Genomic DNA, 17,975 nt, shown 5'->3' on the forward strand with positions numbered 1-17,975 from the left:
GGTCCTAGTCGAACAGCGACGAGACCGAGCTTTCCTCGCTGGTGCGGCGCATCGCTTCGGCGAGCAGCGGCGCGATGGTGATGTGGCGGATGCGCGAGGCGGCGCGCACCGCCGGCACGGCGGCGATCGAATCGGTGATGACCAGTTCGGTCAGCGCCGAGCCCTCGACACGGGCGACGGCGCCGCCGGACAGCACGCCGTGCGTGATATAGGCGGTGGCGCCGCGGGCGCCGGCCTCGATGAGGGCGGCGGCGGCGTTGCATAGCGTGCCGCCTGAATCGACGATGTCGTCGACGAGGACGCAATAGCGGTCCCGGACGTCACCGATGATGTTCATGACTTCCGATTCACCGGCACGCTCGCGGCGCTTGTCGACGATTGCCAGCGGCGCGTTGCCGAGGCGCTTGGCCAGGGCGCGGGCGCGGACGACGCCGCCGACATCGGGCGAAACAACGGTGATATTGTCCTTGGGCAGCCGCGAATTGATGTCCGACGCCATCACCGGGGCGGCATAGAGATTGTCGACCGGGATATCGAAGAAGCCCTGGATCTGGCCGGCGTGAAGATCGACCGACAACACGCGGTCGGCGCCGGCGGTGGTGATCAGATTGGCGACGAGCTTGGCCGAGATCGGGGTGCGGGGGCCGGGCTTGCGGTCCTGCCGGGCGTAGCCGAAATAGGGGACGACGGCGGTGATGCGGCGCGCCGATGACCGTTTGAGGGCATCGATGCAGATCAGCAGTTCCATGAGGTTGTCATTGGCCGGGGCGGCGGTGGGCTGGACGACGAAGACGTCCTCGCCGCGGACATTCTCGTGGATTTCGACGAAAATCTCTTCATCGGCGAAGCGACGGACCGAGGCGTGGGTCAGTTCCATGTCCAGATAGCGGGCGATGGCCTGCGCCAGCTCCGGATTGCCATTGCCTGCGAGAATTTTCATTGGGCTGCCCCTGATTGGTTGAGCGGCACATAGCCGGCAGGAACGGGCCTGTCACCCGTTGGAAACATGCCTTGCCGGAAAGTTTCTGTTAACGAAATCCGTGATCGCCGGAATCAGCGGATAGTCGGCCGGCGGCATCGCCAGCGCCGCCAGCCGATCGACAGCCACCCAGCGCAGTGGCTGGCCCTGGCGGCCATGCGGCATGCCGGTCCAGGCGCGGACGGCGAACAGCTGCATGTGGAGGTGGAAATCCGGATAGGCGTGGTCGATAGCGGCGAGCGGCTGCACGTCGGCGATATGGATGCCGAGTTCCTCCTCCAGCTCGCGGCGGAGCGCGGCTTCGGCGGTTTCGGTGGCCTCGATCTTGCCGCCGGGGAACTCCCAGAGGCCGGCGAGCGGCTTGCCGGGCGGGCGCTCGGCGACGAGGACGGCGCCGGCGGCATCGAACAGCGCGCCGGCAGCGACGGCGACGATGCGCATCAGCCGCGCAGGATCAGCTTGACGCGCTGGCCGGGCTGGAGCCGGGCATTATTCTCGAGGCCGTTGAGGATGAGGAAGCGGGACAGCCGGTCATCGTCATAGGCCATGCGGTTGGCGAGGCTCTGGACGGTGTCCCCGGCGGCGACGCGGACGACGCTGACCCGGCGGCCCTTGACGGCGCCGGCCTCCTGCGCGGTCAGCCGGCGGACCGAATTGGCGAGCTGGTTGAAGCCCGGGTCCCGGCCGGCGGGGGCAATCATCAGCAGATGGTACCAGGCGTCGTTCGACCAGCGGTAGACGACGAGCGTGGCATCGACCTGGGCATTGCCGGTGCGGGTGCGGAGCTGCGAGGTGGCGACATCGATGCCGTTGATGCGGCCCTGCTGGACCGGCGGCGCGGCCTGGGCGCCGGCGGCCTGCCAGACGCGGGCCGAATAGCCGGCGAGCGATTCGCCTTGCTGCGGCTGGCCGCCCGAGAACTGGAAGCGGCCCTGATTGCCGCGCGCGCCGGTGACCGCCGTTGGCGTGTTCTGCAGGACGAAGCCCTGCGGGGCGGTGAAGGCGAGGCGCAGGCCGGAATGGCGGAAGCTGGTGCCCTCGATGGTGCCCTGATTGACGTCATCGTCATAGGGCATGCCGTCGATGGCATTGAGGAAGGCGTCGCGGTTGGTGGTGCGGGCGCCGGCGCGGGGGACAAAACTCTGCGCCTCGCGGCGAATACGGGTGACGCGCTCGTCATTGGCCGGATGAGTGGAGAGCCAGCCCGGGGGGGCACTGCTGGTGCCGGCGAGCCGGGCTTCCAGGCTGGTCTGGGCGCCGAGCGAGGACAGGATGTCGGCCGACGCCATCGGGTCATAGCCGGCCTGGGTGAGATACCGCACGCCGAGGCTGTCGGCCTGGCGCTCCTGATCGCGGCTGAAGCCGAGCGTGTAGAGCTGGGCGCCGGTGTTGGCGAGGCCGCCGATGATGTTGGAGCCGGTGACGGCGCCAAGGATGGCAGCGCCGAGCCCCGTCAGCGCCGAACGGTTCTGGCGCTTCTGCGAATGCTGGGCGGCGACATGGGCGACCTCATGGCCGAGGACGAAGGCCAGCTCGGCCTCGTCGTTCATCAGCGCCAGCAGCTGGCGCGAAATATAGACATAGCCGCCGGGGATGGCGAAGGCGTTGTTGGTGTTCGAATTGAGCAGCGTCACCGTATAGGCTTGGCCCGAGGCGGCCATGCCTGACTGGGCGGCGATCTTCTGGCCGACCTGGCGGACATAGGCGGCCTGCGGGCCCTGATAGGCGCCCCCGAACTGCTGGAGCAGCTGGGGGTGGGCCTCGGCGCCCTGGCGGCGCTCGGATTCGGAGAAGCCCGGCGCCTGGGCGGCGGAGGCCGAGGCGAGGAGCGCGAGCGGCAGCAGGGCGAGGCTGAGTTTCTTCATGAGCCGATCTCTACCGTTGCGACTATTCGGCGGCAAGAACGCTGCCGGCGTCGGCGTCCACCGCGCGCGCCGGGGCTTCGGCGGCCTGCAACGACCAGATTTCGGCATAGCGGCCGCCGCGCGCCAGCAGTGCCTCGTGGCGGCCGCGCTCGATGATGCGGCCCTTGTCCATGACCAGAATTTCATCGGCGTTGGTGACGGTGCTGAGGCGGTGGGCGATGGTCAGTGTGGTGCGGTTACGGGCGACGGCGTTGAGGGCCAGCTGGATCTCGGCCTCGGTGGCGGAATCGAGCGCGCTGGTCGCCTCGTCGAGGATCAGGATCGGCGGGTCCTTGAGCAGGGTGCGGGCGATGGCGACGCGCTGCTTCTCGCCGCCCGACAGCTTGAGGCCGCGCTCGCCGACCTGCGTCTCATAGCCCTGCGGCAGCGAAAGGATGAAATCATGGATGGAGGCGCCGCGGGCGGCGGCCTCGATCTCCTCGCGGCTGGCGCTGGGGCGGCCATAGGCGATGTTGTAGGCAATGCTGTCGTTGAACAGTACCGTATCCTGGGGGACGATGCCGATGTTGGCGCGCAGGCTGGACTGGCTCACGGCGCGGATATCCTGCCCGTCGATGGTGACGCGGCCGGCGCTGATATCGTAGAATCGGTAGAGGATGCGCGACAGCGTCGACTTGCCGGCACCCGAATGACCGACGACGGCGAGCGTGTGGCCGGCGGGGATCTCGAAGCTGATGCCGTGGAGGATCTGGCGGCTGGGCTCATAGGCAAATTCGACATTGTCGAAGCGCACGGCGCCGCCGGCGACCTGTAGCGCCGGGGCGTTCGGGGCGTCGCTGACCTCCTGCGGCGTGTCGATCAGGCTGAACATCGCCTCCATGTCGATCAGCCCCTGCTTGATCTCGCGGTAGACCATGCCCAGCATGTCCAGCGGGCGGAACAGCTGGATCAGCAGGGTGTTGATGAGGACGACGTCACCGGGGGTGAAGCGGCCGGTGGCCCAGCCCTGGACGGTGAAGGCCATGGCGGCAGCGAGCATCAGATTGGTGATCAGCGACTGGCCGACATTGAGCCAGGCCAGCGACTGTTCGGAGCGGGTGGCGGCGACCGCATAGCGGCGGATGGCGAGGCCGTAATTGTCGCGCTCATGGGTCTCGGCGTTGAAATACTTCACCGTCTCATAGTTGAGCAGCGAATCGACGGCGCGGGACGAGGCGCGATTGTCCGAATCGACCATCTCGCGGCGGAGCTTGGTGCGCCACTGGGTGACCTTCTGGGTGAAGCCGACATAGGCGAGCATCATGCCGAGCACGGCGGCGACCATCGCCGGGCCGAGCTTGAACCAGAAGATGATGCACACCGCCGTCAGCTCGAAGATGGTCGGCACGATGTTGAACAGCAGGAAATAGAGCATGGTGTCGATGCTCTTGGTGCCGCGCTCGATGATCCGGGTCAGCGCGCCGGTGCGGCGCTCCAGATGGAAGCGCAAGCTGAGCTGGTGGATATGGGTGAAGACATCGAGCGCCAGCCGGCGCGCGGCCTCCTGGCCGACCTTCTCGAAGACGGCGTTGCGGACATTGTCGAACAAGACGCCGCCGAACCGGGCCAGCGCATAGGCGACGACCAGCGCCAGCGCGATGTCGACGCCGGGCTCGAGGCCCGGGGCCATGCGGTCGACGATGCCCTTGAAGGCGAATGGCATGACCAGCAGCGTGGACTTGGCCGTGAGCACCAGCAGCATCGCCACGACGACGCGCAGGCGCAGGCCCGGGCGGCCCGCCGGCCACAGATAGGGCAGGAAGCGCTTGAGCGTGGCGAGATCCGCCGTACCGGTGGCCGGCGGCGCCGAGGACATCATCGATTGCATTGCCCCTGACAATGGGGGTGATCGGCGGCGGCGGCAAGTGCGGCCGGTTGCGGCATGACGAGATGGTTGCGGGATGGATGGGGCCGGTCCAGAGTCGGGGGATGGCCGATCTTCCCACACCACAGGCGATCCTCGACTGGATCAGGGCGCAGCCGACGGGCGTCGGCAAACGCGAGATCGGCAAGGCCTTCGGGCTGCACGGCGCCGACAAGATCGCGCTGAAGGCGCTGCTGCGCGACATGCAGGACCAGGGGCTGCTCGACACCGGGCCGGGGCGGAGTCTGCACAAGGCGGGCGGGCTGCCCAAGGTGACGGTGCTGCGGATCGTCGACGCCGACGGCGAGGGGCTGTTCGCCAGCCCGGAGCGCTGGGAGCATCCGGGGCCGCCGCCGCGGGTGCGGGTGATCGAGAGTCGCAAGCGCTCGGCGCTGGGGATCGGCGACCGGATATTGGCGCGGATCGAGGAGCGCGGCGGCGGCCAGGCGGCGTTTCCGATGAAGGCGCTGGCGAAATCGGCCGAGTTCGTGCTCGGCATCGTCCGCAAGGACGGCACCGGCTTCCGGCTGGTGCCGGTCGACAAGAAGGCGCGCTACGACCTCGCCATCTCCGAGGTCAGCACCGCCGAGCCGGGCGACCTGGTGCTGGCCGAGCCGCATGGGCGGGGCAGCTTGCAGCAGGCGCGGATCGTGGAGGTGCTGGGCGATCCGTTCCTGCCGCGGGCGTTCTCGCTGATCGCGATCCACGCCAAGGGGATTCCGCATGTGTTCGACGAGCCGACGCGGGCCGAGGCCGATGCGGTTGCCGAGGACCGTGACCTCGGGCGGCGCGAGGACTTGCGGGCGCTGCCGTTCCTGACCATCGACCCGGCCGATGCGCGCGACCATGACGATGCGATCTGGGCGGCGCCGGACCCGGACAAGGACGGGCATTGGCGGGCGATCGTGGCGATTGCCGATGTCAGCTGGTTCGTGCGGCCCGGCGGCGCGCTCGACCGTTCCGCGCGCGCGCGCGGCAACAGCGTGTATTTTCCCGACCGGGTGGTGCCGATGCTGCCCGAGCGGCTGTCTGCCGATGTCTGCTCGCTGGTCGAGGGGCAGGACCGGGCGGTGCTGGCCTGCCATCTGTCGATCGCGCCCGATGGCAAGATCCTGTCGCAGCGGTTCGCGCGCGGGCTGATCCGCTGCATCACCAACATTTCGTACGAGGATGCGCAGGCCAGCCATGACAGTGGCAAGGGCGAATTCCATGCCGTGCTCGCCGATCTGTGGGGGGCCTGGGGCGCGCTGAAGGCGGCGCGGGACCGGCGCGAGCCGCTGGCGCTGGAGTTGCCCGAGCGGCGTGTGCTGCTCGACGAGGCCGGGCGGATCGCCCGGATCGAGCTGCGCCAGCCGATCCCGGCCAACCAGTTGATCGAGGACTTCATGATCGCCGCCAATGTGGCCGCCGCCAAGGCACTGGAGGCGAAGAAGGCGCCGTGTCTCTACCGCGACCATGAGCCGCCGAGCCGCGAGAAGCTGGTGACGCTGAAGGAGTTTCTCGAGACCTATGACATGCCGCTGGCGCTGGGGCAGGTGATCAAGCCGGCCACCTTCAACCGGATCCTGCTCAAGGTGAAGGGCGAGGACCATGCCCAGATGGTTTCCGAACAGGTGCTGCGGACGCAGACCCAGGCCTATTATTCGCCCGACAATGTCGGCCATTTCGGGCTGTCGCTGGGCAGCTATGCGCATTTCACCTCGCCGATCCGGCGCTATGCCGACCTGATCGTACACCGCTCGCTGGTCGAGGCGTGGAAGCTGGGCGAGGGCGGGCTGGACGAGGCCGGCAAGGCAGCGATGGGACGGACGGCCGAGCATGTCTCGATGACCGAGCGGCGGGCAATGGAGGCCGAGCGCGACACGCTCGACCGCTATGTGGCGGCCTATCTGTCCGAGCGGGTGGGCGAGGTGATCCGGGCGCGGATCACCGGCGTGCAGAAGTTCGGCTTCTTCGCCCAGGTCGACGGGCTGGGCGGTGACGGGCTGGTGCCAGTGTCGACGCTGGGCGCCGAGCGCTTCGTCTATGACGAGGACAGCCGGGTGCTGGAGGGGATCGAGAGCGGCACCCGCTATGTGGCCGGGCAGCGGCTCGATTTGCGGCTGGTCGAGGCCAATCCGATTACCGGATCTCTCCGCTTCGAGCTGCCGTTCGGCGAGGGCGATTTCACCGGCGTCGAGCGGCCACGCGGCGACCGGGTGCGGCTGGGGCGGCGGGCCGGGCAGTCCCGCGTGCCGCGCGGGGTGAAGCGCGGGCGGCGATAGGAGGAACCATCGGGCGGGGGCAGGCTTGTCCTTGTATCGAAAAAGGAGATCGACGTGGGAATGTTGCAGGACGGCGTGTGGAGCAATGAAAAGCCGGTGGCGCCGACCGACGAGTCCGGCAACTTCCAGCGCGCAGATAGCGGGTTCCGTGACTGGCTGACCGCCGATGGCGGCCCCGCGCCGGACGGGCAGCGCGGCTTCAAGGCCGAGGCCGGGCGTTATCACCTTTATGTCAGCCTCGCCTGCCCCTGGGCGCACCGGACGCTGGTGGTGCGGGCGCTGAAGGGGCTGGAGGCCCTGCTGCCGGTGACCGTGGTCGGGCCGGTGATGGGCAAGCACGGCTGGAGCTTTTCGGAAGAATTCGGCGGCAGCGGCGATCCACTCAACGGCAAAACCCATCTGCACGAAGTCTATTCCATCGCCGACCCGAAGATGACCGGCAAGGTGACGGTGCCGGTGCTATGGGACACGCAGGAGCGGACGGTCGTCAACAATGAGTCGTCCGAGATCATCCGGATGCTGAACAGTGCCTTCGACGGGCTGGGCGCCACGCCGGGCGACTATTATCCCGAGGCGCTGCGCGGCGAGATCGATGCGATCAACGCCCGCGTCTATGATCGGGTCAACAACGGCGTCTACAAGGCCGGCTTTGCAACGAAGCAGCATGCCTATGACGAGGCGGTGGCGGCGCTGTTCGAAACGCTCGACGCGCTGGAAGCGGGGCTGGAGGCTGACTGGCTGGTCGGTGGGCAGCTGACCGAAGCGGACATCAGGCTGTTCACCACGCTGGTGCGCTTCGACCCGGTTTACCACGGTCATTTCAAGTGCAATATCCGGCGGCTGATCGACTATCCGCGGCTGCGGGGCCTGGCCGAGCGGGTGGCGGCGTTGCCCGGCGTGGCCGAGACGATCGACTTCTACCACATCAAGAACCATTATTATCGCAGCCATCCCGACATCAATCCGAGCGGGATCGTGCCGGCCGGGCCGGCGGTCTGCTTCTGAGCAGCCGCCGGCCGACAGGATCGGTCAGTTCTTGCCGAGGGCTGCTTCAATGTCGGCGACCGAATGGCCGGTCAGGTCCTTGGACAGTTCGCCGGCGAGCTTTGCTTCGAGCGCCTTGTGCCAGTGCTTGCGCAGCTCGCCGAGCGTCTTGGGGGCAGCGATGACGACAAGCTGGTCAAACTTGTTCTCCAGCGCCTGCTTGTTGAGCATCGCAGCGGCGGCGGCGGCGAAACTGTCTTCCTCGAGCCGGCTGGCGTCCGGATTGGCCGAGCTGCTCTGGTGGCGGCTGCCGGCGCTCTTGTTGTCGCCGCTCGGGTCAACGGCAGGCAATGCGGCCAGCTTGAGGTCGGCTTCGGTGCCGGTGTTGCGATAGAGGTTGAGGATTTCACCATCAACGACGGCGACGACGGCGCCATGAGCGAGTTGCATAAGAGATCCATTCCAGATTGGGGCAATCGCGGTGCGCGATGTCCTCGGGCGGGTGAACCGGTAACCCGCCGATGAGGAACAGGTTCCGGCGGAGGGCATAATCGGCTTCAATTTGGCGGCTGAGATCCCTAGACCGGGGACGACCATGCTGTTTCCGGGGATTACCGTGTTCAGATTTCTGTTGATGCTGCTGATTGCGGCGCCCGCCGTGACACCGGCATCGGCCGATGAGCAGGTCTGGGTGGCCGGCATCGCCCAGGGGCCGGTCAGCGGCCGGCTCATCACCTGGCTCGAGGTGCAGCCGCGCTTCACCGGCGGCGCCGGGCGGCTGGGGCAGACGATCCTGCGGCCGGCACTCGGCTATCAGGTCGATCCCGGCACCACGCTGCTGGCCGGCTATGCCTATATCGAGAGCAACCCCGAGGGGCTGCCGGACATCCGCGAGCACCGGACCTGGCAGCAGCTGCAGACGCGGCTGGCCGGGACACCGGGCAAGGCGGTGCTGGTCTCCCGCACCCGGCTCGAACAGCGGTTCGTCGAAGGGCAAGACGACGACGCCATGCGGCTCCGCCAGTTCCTGCGCGGCCAGGTGTGGGTCGGCGACGCCGGCTGGTCGCTGATCGGGGTCAGCGAGGCCTTTATCGGGCTCGAATCGACACCTTGGGGGCAACGCGCCGGACTGGAACAGATCCGCAACTTTGCCGGCGTCGGCATTCCGCTGTCTGACCGGCTGACGCTGGAGGCCGGCTATCTGAACCAGCGGTTGGTGCGCGCCGGGCCGGACGCCACCAACCATGTGCTGAACCTCAACCTGTTCTTCCGGCTGGGATAAGGCCAGTCGCTCAGAACGGCACGTCGTCGTTCAAATCGTCATCGAAGGCCGAGGGGCGGGCGTTGTTGCTGCTCGCCCCGCCGCCGCCGCCGCTGCGGCCCATCGGCGCGCCATAATCATCGCCGCCGCCGCCACCTGCGCCGCCGCCACTGCCGCCGTCACGGCCATCGAGCAGGGTCAGCTCGCCGCGGAAGGCCTTGAGCACCACCTCGGTGGTGTAGCGGTCCTGGCCCTGCTGATCCTGCCATTTGCGGGTTTCGAGGCTGCCCTCGACATAGACCTTCGAGCCCTTGCGCAGATACTGGCTGGCGATCTTTCCGAGATTCTCGTTGAAGATGGCGACATTGTGCCATTCGGTCTTTTCCTTGCGCTCGCCGGTCTGGCGGTCCCGCCAGGTCTCCGAAGTGGCGAGCGGAAAGCGCACCACCGAGCCGCCGTTGGCGAAGCTCTTGCTCTCGGGATCCTTGCCGAGGTTGCCGATCAGGATCACCTTGTTCACGCCTGCCATTCATTCTCTCCCTTTGGCGCGCACCCTAGCCATGGGCCCGTCACCGGGCAATCAGGGTGCAGCGGATTATTCAGCGGCATCGGACGCCGGCAGCGCCCGCAGCTCGGGGATCGACGCGGTCGCCGGCAGCGTCGCCACCGGCGGCAGCTCGACGATATCGTCCAGCCCCGTCGCCGCGCCGAGATCGCGGAACCGCCGCGCCCGGCTGACCACCCGGTTCTCGGCCTGGCTGACCAGCTTGTTCCAATGCCCGACCGTCGATTCGAGCGACTTCTGCACGGCGGCGAAATTGGTCGCCATGATCCGGATCGAATCATACAGATCGCGCCCCAGCTTGGCGATCTCGGCCGCCTCCTTGGCCAGCCGCGCCTGGTCACGCAGCGCGGCCACCGTCCGCGCCACCGCCACCAGATTCACCGGCCCGGCCAGCACGATCTGGCGCTTGAAGAAATCGTTCATCAACGCCCGGTCCTGCTCCAGCGCGGCGCCGAGGAAGTTCTCGCCCGGCACGAACAGCACCACGAACTCCACCGCATTGCCGATTGCCTTGGCATAATCCTTCCGCGCCAGCCCGTCGGCATGGGTGCGCACCGCCCGGGCATGCGCCTTCAGATAGGTCGCCCGCACCTCGGCATCATCGGCCTCAGCCGCCGAGACATAGCTGTCGATCGAGCATTTGACGTCGATCACCAGCGCCCGGCCGCCCGGCAGCATCAGCTTGAAGTCCGGCCGCTGGCGGTTGCCCTCCTCGCCATCGACCGAGAACTGCGCCTCGAAGTCGATGCCCTCCACCAGGCCCGCCGCCTCCAGCACGTTGCGGCACTGCTCCTCGCCCCAGCGCCCCGCCACCTTGCCCGAAGACCGCAGCGCCGTTTCCAGCTTGGCGGCCGCGCCGCTGACCTGCGCCTGGCCCAGCACCACCTGCTCCAGCTGCTGCTTCAGCTGGCCATAACTCTCGGCCCGCACCGCCTCGACTTCGCCAAGCCGGGTCTCATATTTCCGCAGCGTCTCCGCCACCGGCTGCAACAGCTGCTTCAAGCTCGCCTCGGACGTCGTCGCCTGCTCACTGAACCGCGCCTGCGCCCGCTCCAGGAACTGCTTCTGCGCCCCATCCAGCGCCTTGGCGGCCAGCGCCTCGAACCGTTCGGTCGTCCGCCGCACTTCCTCGGCAAACGCCGCCTCGCGCGCTGCCAGCGTCGCCCGCAACCCCGCCAGCTCGCCCGCCAGCCGCTGCCGCTCCCCATCTACCGTCGACAACTCGTCCAGGCGGTTGCGCAGCATCACGACCTCAGTGGCATTCGCCGCCCGCTCGCGCTGCTCCTCATGCACCTTCGACCGCGCCTCGCCCAGCGGCCGCGCCCAGAACAACCAGCCGAGCCCCAGCCCGGCAACCAGCGCCGCGCCCATGGCCGCGATCAGTTCAATGCCCATGTTCCGCCTTCACTAGAACGAGACGGGAACATAAGGGCAATGGCTGTGTAAGGGAAGGGGCCTCCGGCCGGAACAAGATGCCTCCGGCGGCTGGGGCCGCAGGCCCCAGACCCCAATCATTGGGTTGATGCACAAGACCCTTCTGCCTTCGTCGTGCGGAGACCGCGTTATCGGGGTCTGCGACCTGCGGCCCCAGCCGCCGGAGGCACATCGTTCCTGCCGGAGGCGCACTTCGGCTAAATGAGGTTCGCACCTCAACAACGGCCGTCATTGCCTGCGCAACGACGCCCCGCTTGGGGTCCGGGGCCCGAGGCCCCAGCCGCCGGAGGCTACCGCCGCTCCCGAAAAAAGCCCGTCAGCAGTGCCGCGCATTCGGCCTCGGCGATGCCGGTAACGATCTCGGGCGCGTGGTGGCTCTGCGGGTGGGAGAATATCCGTGCCCCGTGCGCGACGCCGCCGCTTTTCGGGTCGGCGGCGCCATAGACGAGCCGGGCGATGCGGGCGGCGGCGGTGGTGGCGGCGCACATGGCGCAGGGTTCGAGGGTGACGGTGAGGGTGTGGCCGGGCAGGCGTTCGCTGCCGAGCGCGGCGCAGGCGTCTCGGATGGCGAGCATTTCGGCGTGGGCGCTGGGGTCGTGGCGCTCGCGGGTGCGGTTGCCGGCGCGGGCGATGATGCGGCCGTCGGGGGCGGTGATGGCGGCGCCGATCGGCACCTCGCCGCGCGCGGCGGCGGCGCGGGCTTCGGCGAGCGCGGCGGCCATGGCCGGGGAGGCGGGAAAGCCGGTCATGCCAGCTGGGTGCGGGCGTGCTCGGCGATGGCGGCGCGGGTGGTGATCCAGACGCGGTCATGCCGGCCGACATGATCGAGGAAGGCGGCGAGCGCGCCGATACGGCCGGGTTGCCCGATGATGCGCAGGTGCAGCCCGATGTTGAGCAGACGCGGGTGGCCGGCGAGCCCCTCGGCATAGAGCCAGTCGAAGCTGTCCCGCGCATAATCGAGCCATTGGCGCGGGGTCAGCGCCGGGCTGGTCCACATCTTCATGTCGTTGGTATCGAGCGCATAGGGCAGCACGACGATCGGCCGGCCGGGCACGGTCTCGGTATCCAGGAACGGCACGTCGCCCGAATAATCGTCCATGTGATAGCGGTAGCCGGCCTCGATCAGCAGCCGTCGGGTGTTGTCGGTATGGAGGTAGCGGCTCAGCCAGCCCTGCGGGCGGGCGCCGGTGCTGCGGGCCAGGCTGTCGGTAGCGCGGGCGATGAAATCCCGCTCCTCGGCTTCGTCCATCTGATATTGCGGCACCCAGCGCCAGCCATGGCTGAGCACCTCGTCGCCGCGCTGGACGATCGCCTCGGCGAGATCGGGTGCCGCCTCGAGGCTCAGCGCAGCGGCGGCCCAACTGGCCTGCACCTCGTGGCGGTCGAGCAGGTCGATGACCCGCGGCGCCCCGGCCTTGAGGCCGTAGAGATAGTTGCTCTCATTGCCATGGCCGCGCGCGCCGCCCTTCACCGACAGCCGCAGCTCGTCGACCGGCTCCATGCCGGCGTCGCCGCGCAGCGGACTCAGCTCAGAGCCCTCCTCGACATTGACGACCAGCGACAGCGCGCAGACCGCCCCGCCCGGCCAGTCCATCCGTTCCTGTCGCATTCCGCTCCCCTGATCGATCCGGCTACATTAAGGCCGGGCGCAACCGGACTTGGCAAGGAGAAGCTGATGACCATCCAGTGGCAGGGCAAATACATCGAGGTCCATGTCGACGGCCAATGGGAATATGTCGCCCGCGCCGCGCGGATCGGCGCGGCGGTGATCCTGGCGGTGACCGACGCACGCGAGATCGTCCTCGTCGAGCAGCCGCGCCGGGCGCTCGGCGTGCGCACCATCGAGCTGCCGGCCGGCCTCGTCGGCGACACTCTGGACGGCGACGACCCCGCCGCCGCCGCGGCCCGCGAGCTGGAAGAGGAAGCCGGCTGGCAGGCCGCGCACTGGGAGCGGATCGGCGATTTCGCCACCTCGCCCGGCATGTCGAGCGAGATGTTCACCCTGTTCCGCGCCACCGGCCTGACCCGCAAGGGACCCGGCGGCGGCGTCGACGACGAGGACATCACCCCGCACCTGGTGCCGATCGCCGATCTCCCGACCTTCCTCGCCGCTCGCCGGGCAGAAGGGCTGGTGATCGATTGCCGGCTGATGGTGGCGCTGGGGCTGGTTTAGAGAACGAAGGGCCTCCGGCGTTAGCAAGATGCCTCCGGCGGCTGGGGCCGCAGGCCCCAGACCCCATAAATCGGCCGGTCCCGCAATGCCGGCCGTCGTCGCATAGCGATGGCCCCTTCAGGGGGCCTGGGGCCTTCGGCCCCAGCCGCCGGAGGCTCCTCTCCTTACTTCTCGGCCGCCGCCACCCGCGCCGCGTCGGCAACGGTGAGCACTTCGAATGCCGCCTGCACGGCGCGGAAGCGGTCGGCGGCTTCGGGGCTGTTGCCGGCGACATCGGGGTGGCTGGTCTTGGCGGCGGTGCGCCAGGCGGCCTTTACCGCGTCCATATCGGCGTCCGACTCGAGGCCGAGCACGGCGAGGGCGTCCATTTCGGCGCGGCTGCGGGTGCCGTCGCCGGGGCCGCCCCATTGCCAGTGCTGGCTGCGACTGTAGCTGCGCTGGGCGTTCTCGTCGGCGGCGCGGGCGGCGGCCTCGGCGTCGGAGAGGCCGGCGAAATAATCCCAGTTGGCGTTGTATTCGGCGGCGTGTTTTTCGCAGAAATACCAGCGTTCGGGGCGGTTGGGGGCCTTGGGGGCGGGACGGTCGCCGGGGGCCGAGCAGCCTTCGCGGTCGCACAGCCGCACGCGGGCGGCGGCATTGCTGCCGCTGCCGTAGGGCCGCCACCGGGGGAAACCCCAGTCATCCGTGCGCTTCGATCGAGACATGGGTCAGGGATAGGGCAGCCGGCCGGCCGGCGCCACCCGTTGCCGCATCATCAGAGCAGCCAGCTTTCGACGCCGGGGACCGGCTCGCGCTTCTGCGCGGCGAGCAGGGCCTTGATGGTGCGCACGGCGAACCAGATGGCGACGACGATATAGAGCAGCGCGCCGATCAGGATGAAGACCAGCAGCGTGCAGATCAGCGAATAGACGAGGCCGATCCAGAAGGTGCGGATATGCCAGCGATAATGGCTGTCCTCCCAGGGCTCCATCGGCTCGTTCTTCCACATATAGGCGAGCACCAGCCCGATCAGCACGGTCAGGCCGGTGATGAAGCCGCCGAGGTAGAGCAGCGCCACCATGGTCGGGCGGTTGAGCTGGAAGCCAGTCTGGGCGGGCGCGGTCATGGAGGGTGTCCTTTTGTCCCATGGTGCCGGTGTTCGGCATGCAGCGCAACACGCATATGGACGGCGGGGGCGGGCTTCGCCAAGCTGCCCGCCGTGCTCGCCCTGCTCACTGCCCGCCGCTTCGGCCCGTTGTTCGCGACGCAATTTCTCGGGGCCTTCAACGACAATCTGTTCAAGACCGCGTTCATCTTCGCGGTGGCCTTTCGCCTGCGCGCCGACGATCCCGCCGGCGCCGCGACGATGGCGACGGTGGCGGTGGGCATCTTCATCCTGCCCTATTTCTTCCTGTCCGGGCTGGCCGGCGAACTGTCGGACGCATGCGACAAGGCGGCCATCACGCGCGCGGTCAAGCTGGCGGAGATTGCCTTCATGCTGGTCGGCGCGCTGGCGCTGTGGTCGGGGTCCGAGGCGCTGTCGCTGGTGGTGATCTTCCTGATGGGCGTGCATTCGACGATCTTCGGGCCGGTGAAATACGCCATCCTCCCCCAGCATCTGGCGCGGCAGGAACTGCTGCTCGGCACCGGGCTGGTGGAGGGGGCGACATTCGTGGCGATTCTGCTCGGCCAGATCGCCGGCGGGCTGCTGCCGGTGGCGCAGGTCGGCCCGGTGGCGATCGGCGTCGCGCTGCTCGGCTGGGCGACATCACGGTTCATCCCGCCGGCGCTGCCGGTGGAGGCCAACCGCCGGCTGGTCTGGAACCCCTGGACCGGGTCGCGCGCGGCGCTGGCCGGGGCTTTTTCCAGCCGCACGCTGGCCATCGCCACGCTGGCGATCAGCTGGTTCTGGGCGCTGGGAGCGATCTATACCAGCCAGTTCGTGGCGCTGGCCCGCAACAATCTCGGCGGCAACGAGGGGCTGGCGACGCTGTTTCTCGCGGTTTTCTCCATCGGCATCGCCATCGGCTCGGCCGGGGCCTCGCGCCTCCTCAAGGGCCGGGTCTCGGCGCGGCTCGCCGCCCCGGCCGGGCTGGTGATGGCGCTGGCCGGCGTCGATCTCTATTTCGCCGAGAGCGCCTTCTTCGCCGCGCCGGCCGGCGATGTGATTGGCTTCCTGGCCCGGCCGGAGGGCTGGCGTGTGATGATCGACCTGCTGCTGCTGTCGACCGCCGGCGGCATCTTCTCGGTGCCGCTCTACGGCATATTGCAGACCGCGGGGCCCGCCGGATCGACCTCGCGGGCGATCGCCGCGAACAATATCGTCAATTCCGCCTTCCAGGTGGCCGGGGTGCTGGCGATCGGCATGGCGCTCAATGTCGGCGCCCCGGTGCCGGCGGTGCTGGCTGGCGCCGGGCTGACGATATTGCTGCTGCTACCCTTCCTGCGGAAGCTCGACTGAGCGCCCCGCCCCTGCTTCCGGGCTTTTGCTTTTGCGGGCCAGCGGCTAGGACCGGGGGCTTGTGAAGGCTTTTCCGTTGGAGTGTCATGTCAAAAACAGCGTTGATCACCGGCGTCACCGGCCAGGACGGCGCCTATCTGTCGGAATTGCTGCTGGCCAATGGCTATACCGTCCATGGCATCAAGCGCCGGGCGTCCAGCTTCAACACCGCCCGCATCGACCATCTCTACACTGATCCGCATGAAGGCCCGACCCGCTTTCATCTCCACCATGGCGATATGACCGATGCCACCAACCTGATCCGCATCGTCCAGGAGACCCAGCCGGACGAGATCTACAATCTCGCCGCCCAGAGCCATGTCCAGGTCAGCTTCGAGACCCCGGAATATACCGCCAATGCCGATGGCATCGGCACGCTGCGGCTGCTCGAGGCGATCCGCATCCTCGGCCGCGAGAAGATCACGCGCTTCTACCAGGCCAGCACGTCGGAGCTCTACGGGCTGGTGCAGGAGACACCGCAGCGCGAGACCACGCCTTTCTATCCGCGCAGCCCCTATGCGGCAGCCAAGATGTACGCCTACTGGATCACAGTGAACTACCGCGAGGCCTATGGCATCCACGCCAGCAACGGCATCCTGTTCAACCATGAGAGCCCGCTGCGCGGCGAGACCTTCGTCACCCGCAAGATCACCCGCGCCGTCGCCGCCATCGAATGCGGCACCCAGTCGACGCTCTACCTCGGCAACCTCGACGCCAAGCGGGACTGGGGCCACGCCCGCGACTATGTCGAGGGCATGTGGCGGATCGTCCAGCATGACAGCGCCGAGGACTGGGTGCTGGCCACCGGCACCACCACCAGCGTCCGCCGCTTCGTCGAGCTGGCCTTTGCCGAGACCGGCCGCGACCTGAGTTGGCAGGGGGAAGGCGTCGACGAGGTCGGCCGTTGCACCCGCACCGGCGCCACGCTGGTGGCGATCGACCCGCGCTATTTCCGCCCCACCGAGGTGGACCTGTTGCTCGGCGACCCCTCCAAGGCCCGTCAGAAGCTCGGCTGGGAACACACCTCCACCATGGAGGACCTGGTCCGCGAGATGGTCGCCGCCGACCTCGCCACCGCGCGCGCCAACGGCCGCGCAGGGATCACCGCGTCGCAGGGAGCCGGTTGATGTTCGCGCTGTCGGGCCGCCGGATCTGGGTGGCCGGGCATCGCGGCATGGTCGGCGCCGCCCTCGTCCGCCGCCTTGAGCGCGACGGCCATCAGGTGCTGACCGCCGGCCGCGGCATGCTCGACCTGACCCGCCAGCAGGACGTCGAGGCCTGGGTGGCGACCGAGCGCCCGGACGTCGCCATTATCGCCGCCGCCCGCGTCGGCGGGATCGCTGCCAATGCCGCCCGCCCGGTCGATTTCCTTGAGGACAATCTCCTCATCCAGACCAACATCATGCGCGCCTGCGCTGCCCGGCCGGTCGACAAGCTGCTGTTCCTCGGCTCGTCATGCATCTACCCGCGCCTCGCCCCCCAGCCGATGGCCGAGGATGCGCTGCTCACCGGCCCGCTCGAACCCACCAACCAATGGTACGCCATCGCCAAGATCGCCGGCATCATGCTCGCCCAGGCCTATCGCCAGCAGCACGGCCTCGATTTCATCAGCGCCATGCCGACCAACCTCTATGGCCCCGGCGACAATTACGACCTCGAATCGAGCCATGTCATCCCGGCGCTGATCCGCAAGGCCGTCGCCGCACGCGATTCCGGCAACACAACAATGACCGTCTGGGGCACCGGCACCCCGCTGCGCGAGTTCATGCACGTCGATGACCTCGCCGACGCGCTCGTCTTCCTGCTCGAAACCTATTCCGACGCTCCGCACGTCAACGTCGGCACCGGCCAGGAAGTCACCATCGCCGAGGTGGCGGCCCAGGTCTGCGCCGCCGTCGGCTTCCACGGCGACCTGACCTTCGACACCAGCCGCCCGGACGGCACCCCGCGCAAGCTGATGGATTCGAGCCGCCTGCTCGCCATGGGCTGGTCCCCGCGCATCGGCCTGGCCGAGGGGCTACAGGATGCCTATCGGGCGTTCCTGACGAGCGAGAGGAAGTAGAGGCCT

At 68.4% G+C, this 17,975-nt stretch carries 18 protein-coding genes; 7 read left to right on the forward strand and 11 right to left on the reverse strand.

What is annotated here, in order from left to right:
- Window positions 1-4: 4 nt before the first annotated feature.
- Genes ACTIFJ_RS02720 through ACTIFJ_RS02735 form a run of 4 tightly spaced genes read right to left on the reverse strand, consistent with a single transcriptional unit; the run spans window position 5 to window position 4,711 of the window.
- Window positions 5-940 (reverse strand): ribose-phosphate pyrophosphokinase, encoded by a 936-nt coding sequence (locus tag ACTIFJ_RS02720; RefSeq protein ID WP_439532547.1) that lies wholly within the window; start codon window positions 938-940, stop codon window positions 5-7.
- Window positions 941-991: 51 nt separating this feature from the next.
- Window positions 992-1,420, reverse strand: a complete 429-nt coding sequence (mutT, locus tag ACTIFJ_RS02725) for an 8-oxo-dGTP diphosphatase MutT (RefSeq protein ID WP_439532548.1) — start codon at window positions 1,418-1,420, stop codon at window positions 992-994.
- On the reverse strand, window positions 1,420-2,844 hold the full coding sequence (locus ACTIFJ_RS02730; RefSeq protein WP_439532549.1) for a M48 family metalloprotease: 1,425 nt from the start codon (window positions 2,842-2,844) through the stop codon (window positions 1,420-1,422). The genes mutT and ACTIFJ_RS02730 overlap by 1 nt, the downstream gene beginning before the upstream one ends.
- 22 nt (window positions 2,845-2,866) lie before the next feature.
- Window positions 2,867-4,711 carry an ABCB family ABC transporter ATP-binding protein/permease gene (locus tag ACTIFJ_RS02735; RefSeq protein ID WP_439532550.1) on the reverse strand — a complete coding sequence of 615 codons (1,845 nt, stop codon included), beginning with the start codon at window positions 4,709-4,711 and terminating at the stop codon, window positions 2,867-2,869.
- Between the two features lie 101 nt (window positions 4,712-4,812).
- On the opposite strand from ACTIFJ_RS02735, the gene ACTIFJ_RS02740 reads away from it, so the two are divergent.
- Window positions 4,813-7,011, forward strand: a complete 2,199-nt coding sequence (locus ACTIFJ_RS02740; protein WP_439532551.1) for a ribonuclease R family protein — start codon at window positions 4,813-4,815, stop codon at window positions 7,009-7,011.
- Window positions 7,012-7,065: 54 nt separating this feature from the next.
- Window positions 7,066-8,016 carry a glutathione S-transferase family protein gene (locus ACTIFJ_RS02745; protein ID WP_439532552.1) on the forward strand — a complete coding sequence of 317 codons (951 nt, stop codon included), beginning with the start codon at window positions 7,066-7,068 and terminating at the stop codon, window positions 8,014-8,016.
- A gap of 24 nt (window positions 8,017-8,040) precedes the next feature.
- Here the strand turns inward: ACTIFJ_RS02745 and ACTIFJ_RS02750 are convergent, their stop codons facing one another.
- Complete coding sequence (locus tag ACTIFJ_RS02750; RefSeq protein WP_439532553.1) at window positions 8,041-8,445, reverse strand: host attachment family protein; 405 nt, start codon at window positions 8,443-8,445, stop codon at window positions 8,041-8,043.
- Window positions 8,446-8,611: 166 nt separating this feature from the next.
- Between ACTIFJ_RS02750 and ACTIFJ_RS02755 the strand changes: the two genes are divergently transcribed.
- Complete coding sequence (locus tag ACTIFJ_RS02755; protein WP_439532554.1) at window positions 8,612-9,277, forward strand: DUF2490 domain-containing protein; 666 nt, start codon at window positions 8,612-8,614, stop codon at window positions 9,275-9,277.
- Window positions 9,278-9,287: 10 nt separating this feature from the next.
- On the opposite strand, the gene ssb is transcribed toward ACTIFJ_RS02755, so the two are convergent.
- The 4 genes from ssb to ACTIFJ_RS02775 form a co-directional block, all read right to left on the reverse strand.
- Window positions 9,288-9,785: a single-stranded DNA-binding protein gene (gene ssb / locus ACTIFJ_RS02760; RefSeq protein ID WP_439532555.1), complete on the reverse strand. Its 498-nt coding sequence runs from the start codon at window positions 9,783-9,785 to the stop codon at window positions 9,288-9,290.
- A 66-nt stretch (window positions 9,786-9,851) separates the two neighbouring features.
- Window positions 9,852-11,216, reverse strand: coding sequence for a DNA recombination protein RmuC (locus ACTIFJ_RS02765; RefSeq protein WP_439532556.1), 1,365 nt, complete (start codon window positions 11,214-11,216; stop codon window positions 9,852-9,854).
- 329 nt (window positions 11,217-11,545) lie between these two features.
- The gene (locus tag ACTIFJ_RS02770; protein ID WP_439532557.1) at window positions 11,546-12,004 is read right to left on the reverse strand and encodes a nucleoside deaminase; all 459 of its coding nucleotides are present in this window, start codon (window positions 12,002-12,004) and stop codon (window positions 11,546-11,548) included.
- Entirely contained in the window at window positions 12,001-12,864 is an 864-nt protein-coding gene (locus ACTIFJ_RS02775; RefSeq protein ID WP_439532558.1) for a polysaccharide deacetylase family protein, read from the reverse strand. Before ACTIFJ_RS02775 ends, ACTIFJ_RS02770 begins: the two co-directional genes overlap by 4 nt.
- 66 nt (window positions 12,865-12,930) lie before the next feature.
- On the opposite strand from ACTIFJ_RS02775, the gene ACTIFJ_RS02780 reads away from it, so the two are divergent.
- A complete protein-coding gene (locus ACTIFJ_RS02780) occupies window positions 12,931-13,428 on the forward strand; it encodes an NUDIX hydrolase (protein WP_439532559.1) in 498 nt (165 codons plus the stop codon).
- A gap of 164 nt (window positions 13,429-13,592) precedes the next feature.
- Here ACTIFJ_RS02780 and ACTIFJ_RS02785 read toward each other — a convergent pair whose 3' ends face one another.
- Window positions 13,593-14,132: a J domain-containing protein gene (locus ACTIFJ_RS02785; protein WP_439532560.1), complete on the reverse strand. Its 540-nt coding sequence runs from the start codon at window positions 14,130-14,132 to the stop codon at window positions 13,593-13,595.
- Between the two features lie 50 nt (window positions 14,133-14,182).
- On the reverse strand, window positions 14,183-14,533 hold the full coding sequence (locus ACTIFJ_RS02790) for a DUF4870 family protein (protein WP_439532561.1): 351 nt from the start codon (window positions 14,531-14,533) through the stop codon (window positions 14,183-14,185).
- 93 nt (window positions 14,534-14,626) lie between these two features.
- Between ACTIFJ_RS02790 and ACTIFJ_RS02795 the strand changes: the two genes are divergently transcribed.
- The 3 genes from ACTIFJ_RS02795 (at window position 14,627) to ACTIFJ_RS02805 (ending at window position 17,969) form a co-directional block, all read left to right on the forward strand.
- The gene (locus ACTIFJ_RS02795) at window positions 14,627-15,868 is read left to right on the forward strand and encodes an MFS transporter (protein ID WP_439532562.1); all 1,242 of its coding nucleotides are present in this window, start codon (window positions 14,627-14,629) and stop codon (window positions 15,866-15,868) included.
- Between the two features lie 86 nt (window positions 15,869-15,954).
- Window positions 15,955-17,034, forward strand: a complete 1,080-nt coding sequence (gmd, locus tag ACTIFJ_RS02800) for a GDP-mannose 4,6-dehydratase (protein WP_439532563.1) — start codon at window positions 15,955-15,957, stop codon at window positions 17,032-17,034.
- On the forward strand, window positions 17,034-17,969 hold the full coding sequence (locus tag ACTIFJ_RS02805) for a GDP-L-fucose synthase family protein (protein WP_439532564.1): 936 nt from the start codon (window positions 17,034-17,036) through the stop codon (window positions 17,967-17,969). Before gmd ends, ACTIFJ_RS02805 begins: the two co-directional genes overlap by 1 nt.
- Window positions 17,970-17,975: the final 6 nt, after the last annotated feature.

The organism is Polymorphobacter sp. (assembly GCF_051860865.1).
GTDB lineage: Bacteria > Pseudomonadota > Alphaproteobacteria > Sphingomonadales > Sphingomonadaceae > Sandarakinorhabdus.